This window comes from Halobacteriovorax sp. (genome assembly GCF_041587335.1).
Taxonomy (GTDB): domain Bacteria; phylum Bdellovibrionota; class Bacteriovoracia; order Bacteriovoracales; family Bacteriovoracaceae; genus Halobacteriovorax.
The window spans coordinates 1-10,883 of the sequence record NZ_JBFGYP010000108.1; the positions used below are offsets into that span (position 1 = coordinate 1).

12 protein-coding genes are annotated in these 10,883 nt (G+C 35.4%); 9 read left to right on the plus strand and 3 right to left on the minus strand.

Annotated features, from left to right (window positions below; genetic code table 11):
• Positions 1 to 510: tyrosine-type recombinase/integrase (locus ABX784_RS12950; RefSeq protein WP_372655477.1), on the minus strand; the 510-nt coding region annotated here is incomplete at its 3' end.
• A 145-nt stretch (positions 511 to 655) separates the two neighbouring features.
• Here ABX784_RS12950 and ABX784_RS12955 point away from each other — a divergent pair.
• The 5 genes from ABX784_RS12955 to ABX784_RS12975 all read left to right on the plus strand — a co-directional run bounded on the left by ABX784_RS12955 (position 656) and on the right by ABX784_RS12975 (position 6,130).
• Positions 656 to 1,390: a hypothetical protein gene (locus ABX784_RS12955; RefSeq protein ID WP_372655478.1), complete on the plus strand. Its 735-nt coding sequence runs from the start codon at positions 656 to 658 to the stop codon at positions 1,388 to 1,390.
• Between the two features lie 223 nt (positions 1,391 to 1,613).
• Positions 1,614 to 2,426, plus strand: a complete 813-nt coding sequence (gene rnc / locus ABX784_RS12960; protein WP_372655479.1) for a ribonuclease III — start codon at positions 1,614 to 1,616, stop codon at positions 2,424 to 2,426.
• A 25-nt stretch (positions 2,427 to 2,451) separates the two neighbouring features.
• Positions 2,452 to 3,432, plus strand: a complete 981-nt coding sequence (gene era, locus ABX784_RS12965; RefSeq protein WP_372655480.1) for a GTPase Era — start codon at positions 2,452 to 2,454, stop codon at positions 3,430 to 3,432.
• A gap of 9 nt (positions 3,433 to 3,441) precedes the next feature.
• Entirely contained in the window at positions 3,442 to 5,268 is a 1,827-nt protein-coding gene (locus ABX784_RS12970) for a GTPase (protein ID WP_372655481.1), read from the plus strand.
• Positions 5,269 to 5,281: 13 nt separating this feature from the next.
• A complete protein-coding gene (locus ABX784_RS12975; protein WP_372655482.1) occupies positions 5,282 to 6,130 on the plus strand; it encodes a phosphatase domain-containing protein in 849 nt (282 codons plus the stop codon).
• Between the two features lie 4 nt (positions 6,131 to 6,134).
• On the opposite strand, the gene ABX784_RS12980 is transcribed toward ABX784_RS12975, so the two are convergent.
• Positions 6,135 to 6,902 carry a hypothetical protein gene (locus tag ABX784_RS12980; RefSeq protein WP_372655483.1) on the minus strand — a complete coding sequence of 256 codons (768 nt, stop codon included), beginning with the start codon at positions 6,900 to 6,902 and terminating at the stop codon, positions 6,135 to 6,137.
• Positions 6,903 to 6,909: 7 nt separating this feature from the next.
• On the minus strand, positions 6,910 to 7,407 hold the full coding sequence (locus ABX784_RS12985; protein ID WP_372655484.1) for a hypothetical protein: 498 nt from the start codon (positions 7,405 to 7,407) through the stop codon (positions 6,910 to 6,912).
• Positions 7,408 to 7,575: 168 nt separating this feature from the next.
• Between ABX784_RS12985 and ABX784_RS12990 the strand changes: the two genes are divergently transcribed.
• From ABX784_RS12990 to ABX784_RS13005, 4 genes are all read left to right on the plus strand, one after another.
• The gene (locus tag ABX784_RS12990) at positions 7,576 to 8,244 is read left to right on the plus strand and encodes a YfgM family protein (RefSeq protein WP_372655485.1); all 669 of its coding nucleotides are present in this window, start codon (positions 7,576 to 7,578) and stop codon (positions 8,242 to 8,244) included.
• Positions 8,244 to 9,353: a PQQ-binding-like beta-propeller repeat protein gene (locus tag ABX784_RS12995; RefSeq protein WP_372655486.1), complete on the plus strand. Its 1,110-nt coding sequence runs from the start codon at positions 8,244 to 8,246 to the stop codon at positions 9,351 to 9,353. Before ABX784_RS12990 ends, ABX784_RS12995 begins: the two co-directional genes overlap by 1 nt.
• Before the next feature lie 8 nt (positions 9,354 to 9,361).
• The gene (locus ABX784_RS13000) at positions 9,362 to 9,811 is read left to right on the plus strand and encodes a Spy/CpxP family protein refolding chaperone (protein ID WP_372655488.1); all 450 of its coding nucleotides are present in this window, start codon (positions 9,362 to 9,364) and stop codon (positions 9,809 to 9,811) included.
• A 296-nt stretch (positions 9,812 to 10,107) separates the two neighbouring features.
• On the plus strand, positions 10,108 to 10,883 hold a 776-nt coding region (locus tag ABX784_RS13005; protein WP_372655489.1), incomplete at its 3' end, for an NAD(P)/FAD-dependent oxidoreductase.

Sequence of the window (10,883 nt, forward strand, 5' to 3'; positions counted from 1 at the left end):
ACTTAAATCTGAAACTTTAAGTCCTGCTCCAAAAATGAGTAACATTACAATCTGGTTTCTTCTGGCTATTAAAGAAAGCATTTCGTTCTTTGATGTCGTCTCTTCTAGTAGTGATACCCAAAGTGTCTTTACGTCAATAAATGGGGTAGGTCTTGGAATATCTAAAAACTTAGGCGAAGTTGGTAGTTTTCTAACAGGGTTACTTTCAAATAAATTCTGTTCTACGAGGTAGTCAAAAAATATTCTTAGGGCCTGAACTCTTCTTCTTCTAGAATTGTCAGAGTTATATTTCTCTTCTAGATAAGTTCCATAGAGTTGAACTTGTGGGATTCCAAAGTTAGTAATATCTGTATATTGATTATTCTTTAATAAGTAGTGATTGAAACAATCAAGGTCTGTTTTATAGTTTTTAAGAGTGTTCTGGCTTCTACCCATAGACTTTAATTTACTGAAGAACTCTCTTTGTAGCTCATCTAAGTCTAACTTTTCAAAAGATCTATTTTTTTGCATTTTAATACTCCATTACTAATGCGCATATTCTATCCCTTCTCAAACACTGTTGTCCAATAAGGGATATGTATATTTTTCATTTACTATTGATATGTTTGTGCTATGTGTTACTTTGGCCTCACAAAAAATTTAACAAGGTAATAATATGAAAAAGCTTATTTTAGGAATGGTTATCGCTACGGTATCTCTAAGTACAAGTGCTAGAGGATTTAATGCTGATATTGATGTAAGTATTGTTGGAAATAATAGAATTCAAAATTGTCGTCAAAGCGTAAGAGTTTTAAGTGAAGAAAATGCAACACTTAGAAATCAATTATCTTCTTCTCAATCAAGCTTGGCCCAATGTCAAAGAGATGGAAATCGTAATGGAAATAGAGCTCAAGTTCGTAAGTTAAAAGAAGACTTAGCTCTTGCCAATAATACAATTACAAAGCTTGAAAATACTGTTGATAGAAAGAACGATAAAATTCAAGACTTAAGAAGAGATATTCAAGACCTTCAAGATCAACTAAACCCAAGACAGCCAGGTTTCAACTTAGCTGCAGCAGTTAAGGCCTGTGGAGGCATTAGCTCTTCGACATATTCAAATAATTGTATAAATAGTGCTCGAAAGTATGAGGTAAATGCTAAGCGTGTTAAAGCATGTACAAAAATTAGCTCTTCTTACTATGCTGCAGAATGTGTAGAGAAAGCAGGTCAGAATCAGACAAATGCGAGACAAATTGAAGCTTGTACTAAGATCTCATCATCTACTTATGCATCTTCTTGTGTTGAATTAGCTGGTAAGGGGAAAGTACCTGCAGACGTCGTTGAAGCATGTGTTGCATCTTCTACCAGTTCATACAATCAAAAGGAGTGTGTATCACAGATGGGGAATTAATATAATCTTGTCCTGACACCCACACACGTCAAAGCAAGTTACATATAAAATACTCGACTTAAGTAATTAAAATTATTTGAGTCGAGTTTTTTTATTGGTGTTAGTAATCCTACACCACCTATAAAAAGTACATTTGAGCCAGTTTTGAGACGAATTTACGTTAATATCTTCAAAACTATTGAAATCAATCAGCTTATTTGCTATCTATAGGCGACATTTGAATATGAGTGAGAAACCGATGACCTTTAATACGAACGAGACTTTGTCTGCTGTTTTTATGCATGAAAATACTAGCGATAGTTTCGCTAAGTTTTCTGATATAAATAATGTATTAGGGGATCACCAAATTCTTCTTACTCTTCAAGAAAATATATCACACACATTTAAGAATCCTTCACTCCTCATTGAGGCGTTAGCGCATTCGTCTTTTGGCCACGAAAAACTGGGTGATTCTAAGAAGTCTTATGAGCGCTTAGAGTTCCTTGGAGATAGTGTCCTTGGCCTAATCGTGACAGATACTTTGCAAGAGAAATTTCCAGAGCTAGCAGAGGGCAAGTTATCAAAGCTTAGGGCTTCTCTAGTTAATGAACAAACACTTGGAAAGCTTGCGAGCTTCATCTCTTTAGAGAGCGCTGTTCTTCTTGGGAAGGGTGAGGTGCAAAATGAAGGCAATAGAAGAAGCTCAATTCTTTGTGATGTATTTGAAAGCTTAATTGGAGCTATCTATAAGGACTCTTCACTAGAGACAGCAAAGGTGAGCTTTAACAGTATTATTAATAGCTACGAAAATAAAAATAAAACGAAGTTCTTTGACCAAGATAAGCTTCAAGAATTTGATGGAAAGACAAGGTTACAAGAATTAACTATGGCGCTCTATAAGACACTTCCTACGTACAAGTCTGTACAGCTTGAGAGTGGACTTTTTGAAGTCAGAGCGATAGTTGCAGATAAATATGAAATGAGTGGAGAGTACCCTTCAAAAAAGAAAGGTGAGCAAGACTTAGCTAAGAAATTAATTGAAAAAATAAATAAGTAATAAAGAAACGCTAAAAGGAGCACAAATGTTAATTGAGCATCAACACCCTGATAATAAGACAATTATGGTAGCCGTTCTAGGAGCACCTAATGTTGGAAAGAGTTCACTAGTAAACTACTTACTAGGAATGGATCTTTCTGTTGTGACAAGTAAGGCACAAACAACTAGAAATAAAATTCACTGTGTATTTACTGTTGATCGTACTGAAGTTGTTTTAGTTGATACTCCGGGTCTACATAAAGGGAATCAAGAATTAAATAAGAGATTAAATGAGCAAGCGAGAGAAGGTGTTGATGGTGCTGATTTAAACTTACTTTTAATTGATCTTACAAGACCTGTTCTAGGTCAATTGCAAGACTTTAAAGATAATATGGAAAGTGACAAGTTTGAAAAAACTTGGGTTATTTTTAACAAGTGTGACAGAGTTGAAAACTATCAAGAACTTCCACTAAGTCTTGTTATGGACAAGATGCAAGAAATTATGCCTGAAATTGAAAAAGGTATAGTTATCTCAACTAAAGATGGAACAAATATGCATAAGCTTACTGGGCTTCTCGTTGATACTGCTCAGCCTGGTCCACACTTCTATGATGATGGTTCAGTTTCTAATAAAAACCAGAGATTCTTTGCAACTGAGTATATCAGAGAGCAAGCATTTGAACTTCTAAGTGCTGAGCTTCCTTATGAAGTTGCAGTAGTAATTGATGAATATAAAGATATGAAGCCAAAACACGGTGAGGAAAACCCTAAGGTTAAATCTCATATTTCGGCATCAATTCTTGTAAACCGTCCTTCTCAAAGAGCTATTGTTGTTGGTACAAAGGGTGGAATGATTAAAGAGATCGGTACTCGTTCAAGAAAGAAAATTGAAGCGATGATTGGTGGACAGGTTCACTTGAACCTTCACGTAAAAGTTTCTCCTAAGTGGTTTAAGAATAACTTCATCTTAGAAGAGCTTGGTTTGCCAAGAGCAAAAGATTCAAACAGAGTATGGCGTAGTAGATAGGAAATATATATGAAAAACAGATCAATGGTAGTGTCATTAATCGGTAGACCAAATGTTGGGAAGAGTTCTCTCTTTAACCGAATAATGCAAAAACAACATAAAGCGATCACTCATGATCAACCTGGTGTAACTAGAGACAGACACTATGGAATCACAACAATCGATGATCTTCATACTGTTGAGCCAGCTGACGTTATTCTAGTTGATACTGGTGGATTCTATCCTGAAAGAATAGATGAAAGAGGGAAGAACGTTGAAGAGGAAAATGCAAATAAGTTCTTCAACATTATGACTGATCACGCCCGTATGGCGATTCAAGAGTCTGATTTAGTCTTATTTGTTGTCGATGTAAGAGAAGGTGCTCTTCCTTTTGACAGCACAATTGCCGACTATATTAGAACGACAAAGAAGCCTTTCTTAGTTGTTGCAAATAAGTATGACTCAGATAAGCAATTAGGTGAGGAGATAGACTTTTACTCACTTGGAATAAACTCAGATGAGCTTTTCACTACAAGTGCAACTCACGGGCGTGGGGTTACTCTTCTAAAAGAGAAGATCCAAACAATGGCCCACGAATTTGCAAAGGGAGCACTAAAGAATGCTCCAGAGATCTCAAAGGGTGTTACTCCTAGAGAGGAAGTAGTTTCTAAGATTGCTCTTATTGGAGCTCCAAACGCTGGTAAGTCTACTCTTTTAAATCTACTTGTAGGTTCTGAGAGAGCTCTAGTAAGTGATATTGCTGGAACGACTGTAGATCCAATTGAAGGGTTCTTTGATCTCTACTTTGGTCACGATGCAAAGGTGCTTGAAGAAGATCAAGGTTTCTCATCTAATGATGGACTCCTTTTCCGTCAATATGAAGAATTTAGAAGAAATAATGCTGACGTTTTTCAAAAGATGGTAGATGCCTACGCAATTGAAGAAGACGACGATAAGAATGTTGGTATGGAGCATTTTGAGATTGATTACGAACTAACAACTCTTGTAACTGAAGATCTAGAGGCCTTAGAGAAAAAGTCTTTTGATAAAAACTATGAGCAAGTATTTGAAAGTGAAGAAGAGAGTGAAGATGACGCTTCAGTCGAAGTCTCTGCGAGTGCAGAAGAAGATGAAGGTAGTTTTTGGCGATCAATTCATATTATAGATACTGCAGGTATTAGAAGACAGAAGACTGTAAATGGCTTCATTGAATCTCAATCTGTATATAGATCTTTAAGAAGTATTACTGAGTCAGATGTTGTTGTTGTGATGGTTGATGCTACAAACGGTATTGGACATCAAGATAGAAGACTAATTGATATTTCTCTTGAGAAAGGTAAGTCAGTTATCGTTGCACTTAATAAGATGGATCTAATGAAGACTAGACTTCCAGATGAAAAGGCAAAGAGAGAATGGCTTGAGAACTTAAGACGTGATGTTCCTTGGCTTGGGTTTTGTGATCTTATTACTATCTCAGCAAAACAAAACAAGGGCCTTAAGCAACTTAGAGAGTCTATTAAAAAGACTATCTTAGTAAGAAGTAAGAGTATCCCAACTGGTGAGCTTAATAGATTTGTTTTCGACCTTGTTGAGAGAAATCCTGTTATTGCTAAAAGCCAAGGAGCAAAGAGATTTAAGGTGAAGTACACTTCAATGATTAAATCTGGACCTCCTACTTTCTTAATGTTTACTAATAAGTCTCAAGGGATACCTGAGCATTATAGAAGATACCTAGTAAATAATATTAGATCTGGTTTTAAGTTATATAACACTCCAGTTCACCTTATTTTTAGAACAGGTAATGACTTAGCAGATAGAATGAAGAAATCTAAGATGGCAATGGCAATGAACGACTAGAAAGGGGTAGGCTTTGAAGTTACTAGTTATTTTGACTATATTACTAAGTACGAGTGTTCAATCAAAGACACTCGTTATATCTGATGTTGATGATACGCTAAAGCGTACAAATGTATTAGGGTATATGCTTGGTGGTCTAAGATCTACTAATCCTTTTATTGGCCTGCCTGCACTTTTTAATAACTTTCTTTGTGATGCGGAGACTACTCTAGAAGCAAAAAAGTTTTGTATAAAGTTTAGAGGACTTAATCACTCAAAAGAAAGATCTTTAGTCTATGTGACTGCCGCGACTGGACGTTTACAATTGTTTGGTCGTGAGTTCATTTCAAGGTCTAACTTTCCTCAAGTGCCTTTTATCGGTAAAGAGATTGGTCAAGATACTCTTGAGTATAAAGTCGATACACTTAAAGAGATTATCTCTGGTGGAGAGTATGATGAGATTATTCTTATCGGAGATAATGGTGAGCACGATGTTGCTGCTTATAAGGCAGTAACAGATGCTTTTCCAAAGAGAAAAATTTCTACATTTATCCACCTTGTTTATAACCCTTATCATAAAGATGACGAGAAGGCCGGAGTAGCGCTTGCGAAAGGGCAGATCCCTTACTTTACTGCTAGTGACCTCTCTGTTGAGTTCTTTGCTAGGAAGTTAATTTCTGAGTCACAACTAAATTCAATTTCAAGAGAAGTATTTAAATATATCTCTTCTAATGATTCATATGATTATGAACAAGTTATGCCGGACTGGTCGAGTTGCAGACCTTTTATATCTAATTATAAAAGGCCAGAAGTTAAACTCTCAGAAAATACAAAGTATGTTTTAGAAGCTGTTGAAAGACAGTTGATTAGAGTTTGTAGATAAGATCTTACCAATTCCAGATGTACGATACCATTGTTGTTACAGCATCTCCATTGAGATCATCGACAACCTCTCTATAAGAGCCAGTATTTTTATCAAAGAAATTTACGTTGTGATAGAGTACCTCAACACCTAAGTAAGACTCTTTTAATTTTATTGGAAACTCTAGGCCCCCACCCATTCCAACTCCAAGTCCACCGCCATTTCTATTGGCAATATTCTCATTGTCTATGAACTTATTTGTTGTATACCAGTATTCAAGTCTAGTAGTGAAATAAGGGTTTGAGTAAGTTATTGCAGTTCCAAGGTTTGCTGTATCGATATAGTATTTGTAACCACTATAGACTCTAAGCTGACTCACTTGAACAAATCCTGGCGCCTCTCCATTAAATCCTTGTAGATCTGTTTGGTCGAAGTACATATTGTGTCTTGAGAATCCAATTCCTAGAGATATTGCAGTTTGAAATCCTTTAAAAATACTTAATTGAATTCCGTAGCTAGGATGTTCATTTTCATAGACGATTCCTCTATTGCCAGTGAATGTTGTAAGTCCTAAAGCAAAGGAGAAGGTAAAGAATCTTCCGTATCTATAAAATCTTTCATCTTCCATTACTTGGTTACTTTCAATATCTTCATTGAAGTTTGAAAATATATCCCCACCAATGTTTAGATCTTCCTCTTCAATGCTAAAGCCATCATTTACTCCAACCTGTCCAAAAGTATTAAAGGATAGAGAGAGTAGAATTAAAATTTTAATTAAATTATTGAAAAACATTTTTTCCTTATAAATAGAAGTGTGCTGCGGCCACTAAGAATGAGTCACCGACTGTCTGTATTCTAAAATCATTTATCTTATTAAACGAAACTCCGAATTCAAAACTAAAACCTATACTAGAGAGGCCAGTAAAACTAAATTCACTACCCATTGTTAAATCAAATTGAAAACCAGTCTTAGAGCTATCAGCACCTTGCTTCTCATTTATTACTGCTGCAAGAATGCCGCTATAAAAATTTAACTGAGGCTCTTTAAATATATTTCTATAAAGTTTAAATCCTGCGCCCCATCCGCCATTATTTTCATCTGTATCAATTGTAGCCAGACCACCGATGGCGGTAGACTTTGAATTTTGAATCTTGAAAGATATTGCAGGAAGATCATTCTTAAGCTGATTGGACATTCCAATACCAAGCCTCCCAATGCGGTCATGGGCAAATAGACCTGAACTTATGAGTAAAAGTGACGAAATAAGAATGAATTTGGAGATAATTGTTCTTCTCATTATGCTTCCTTGCACAAATAGGTTAAATAAACATATATTTTATCATAAACCATTCTTTCTATTTTTGACAACTTAGGGCAAGAATTCTAAAATTTCTAAAAATACATATGTAACAATATATTTGGCGGTGCGGCGCACTGCTCAGACCATTAGGATAAGGAAGTAACTATGGCCACAGCAACAACACCACATAACCCTGTAGATGAAGCATTACAAGCAACTGAATTAGGAACTTTTATTTCAAGAAATAAAGCTTCTGTAATTGGTTTTGTCATTCTCCTTATACTTGGCGTTTTTGCTTGGGGTGGATATTCAGTTTATAGCAGCAATAAAAATGATGAACTTAGTTCAGTTGTATATGAGTACAAGAACAAAAACTTAGGAGCTTTGGTTGCAAAGACAATGACTCCTGCTGACTACACTAAGGGATACCTTGAAATGGCCGCTAAGCTTGAAGGGTTTGTTGGACTAGCTCCATTAGCGATTAGTAGTAGTGATGAACTAACTAAGCAAGGTGACTTAGAAAGTTCTTTAAAGGTATTAGAAACAGTTAAGGATCAATCTAACCCTTATATTATTTACTTCGTTCATTCTAGAATGGCCGTTAATAATGAAGATCTTGGAAAGACTGATCTTGCTATAGCTAACTTGGAAACAATTGTTAAAGCAAATATTAAAGTAATGGAGTCTAAGACTTACTTAGATCTTGGAAGGCTTTACCTTAAGAAGGGTGAGAAAGCTAAAGCGAAGACAAATTTTCAATATGTGATTGATAATCTTGGACAAGCTGAATTTGTAAAATTAGCGAAGTTATACTTAGCTGATATGGAGTCTTAGTGCATAAATTAATCTTAATAACTCTTTCACTTATAATCACATCTTGTTCTACATTAAAGAACTTAGATATTAAGGGTGTTAAAGAGAAAGAATCTGCTTTTAAAGTAGCTTGGAATAAGAATCAAGACCCTATTCATCAGACGGGCAATCTTCCTATTGCCCTTAATTCTCCTCTTATCCATGATGGAATACTTTATGTCGGTCACAATCAAGGCTACATGAAGGCCTATCAGTTAGATAATGGCAAAGAGATTTGGTCAAAGTATGATGATGGAGCTTATCACTCTAAGCCAGTTATATATAAAGACTGGGTTATCTACGGAAATGCAAAGGGTCGTATATTTGCAAGACACTCTTTAACTGGGAAAGCCGAGTATATTGTTGATTTAGATGCTTCAATTGAAACTCAAGGTGTTGTCTATAAAGACAGAATTATCTTTCATACAAGAAACCATAAAATATTCTGTCTAGATGTTAATACTGGTAAAATCCTTTGGTCTTATAAGAGATCGGTTCCATACTTAACAACAATTCAAAGGGCATCTAGGCCACTTGTATATAAAGATAAGATCTATGTTGGTTTTGCAGATGGGCAAATAGGAGCATTTTCTCTAGAAGAGGGTGTAATTCTATGGGAGAGAAGACTTTCGACTGGAAACAAGTTTGTAGATGTTGACTCTACACCAACTCTTTTTAAGGACAGTATTCTCTCTGGATCTATTAATGGTGATCTTGTAATGATTGACCCTAGCTCTGGGCAGATTCAACGAAGGCTACCTTATAAAGTTTCAAGAGCGCCAATTGTTCATAAAGATCAATTACTAGTGCCTACGATATTTGGTGAAATTGTTGTTCTAGATAAAGACTTGATCAAAAAAAATACCATCAATATCTCTAAAGTTCCGGTAAGTAGTATTGTACCTTGGAAGGCCGGACTTGCTGTTAGTTCTGTAGGTGGAGAAATTCTCTTACTAGACGACGTTAGTTTTGAAGTTAAAGACCATTTTCAACTAGGTCACGCCTATAGTGGTGTGCACGGTGAGTTGGATATGGGAGAAAATTATCTTGCTGCTTTAAGCTCAAGAAATAGACTATATATTTTTAAATAGGAGTCTTTATGAAAAATTTAATAATTATTTTTAGTGCACTAACTTTATTTGCATCATGCTCATCAAGAATTAAGAAGTCTATTGAGGCGGATAGAGAGTCTGTTGGGGTTGTTCAAAGTGATGAGGAAGTTATCAACAAGATGAGAAATGTTCTTGAGAATGCTAAAATCTCTGAAACTCAAAAGAAGCAATTCTTAGGTCTATATAGATCACATAGAGCTGACATTCTTAAAATTGAAGAAGATATCAGAGAGTATAGAGTCGTACTTTTTAAGACTTTAGTTGATAAGAGTTATGACCAAAGAAAATTTGATATAGTAGCTAATAAATTAAAGAAGCTTGTTATAAAGAGATATGACTTAGCTATGGATCAGTACCGTGAAGGTAAGGAGATCCTTGGTGTTAATGCCGGTGCGATTTACGATGATCCTTGGTTCGAAGTAATACATAAATTCTAATATTTCTAAAAGAGGCCTAGGCCTCTTTTTTTGTTTTTACCGCCCTCACTTCACTCTTAGTTCAAAATATTCACTTAAAGTTAATCAATAGTTACACATTTTCTTTGTAGTTCTACATAACTGTTTGAAACTATTGTACTTTTCTGTTCTGTTTGATTCTCTCTATGTGCTCTTTTTACTTTTGTTTAACTTTTGATTATGTTACTATTGGGTCAGTAGTTAATCGTCCTGAGTGTGTTGTTATTTAAATAACTTTTATCTAATAGAATACATACTAAGGTTCAACAGAGGTGTAGATGAAGAAGATCGCAATTATAGGTTCAGGTATTGCTGGAGTATCCTCTGCGTATTATCTTAATAAGCTTGGTTACGATGTATCTCTCTTTGAGGCCGGTAGCTACTTTGGAGGACATACAAATACTGTGGATATTAATATCGACGGTAAAGTCATTCCTGTTGATACGGGCTTTTTAGTACATAATGATAGAACTTACCCAAACCTAATAGATTTCTTTTCTGAACTCTCTGTAGAAACATTTAATAGTGATATGAGCTTCAGTGTAGAGAGAAAGAGTGAGAACTTGATATGGTCAGGAACAAACCTATTTACAGTCTTTGCGCAATTTAAAAACCTATTTCGTCCAAGGTTCCATAGATTTCTAAAAGAAGTCTTACGCTTTAATAAAAACTCTAAAGAATACCTTGCTGAGTGTGAGGGCAATCTCGATATCACACTAGGACAACTCTTAAAAGATAAAGGCTATAGTGACGATTTTCAAAAGTGGTACCTATTGCCAATGGGTGGCTGTATTTGGTCTACACCAATGAGTGAAATGCTTTTATTTCCAGCATATACATTTCTAGTCTTTAGTATGAACCATGGTCTTCTACAAATTTTCAACCGGCCTCAATGGAGAACTGTATTAAATGGATGTCGAAGCTATGTTGAAAAGGCTTTGGTAGATATTGAAAAGAAGTATCTTAATGAACCTGTAAGCTCAGTAACTGAAAGTGGTGATAAGTTAATTGTCTTAACAAGTGAGCGTGAAGAAGAGTTTGATTACTGTATTCT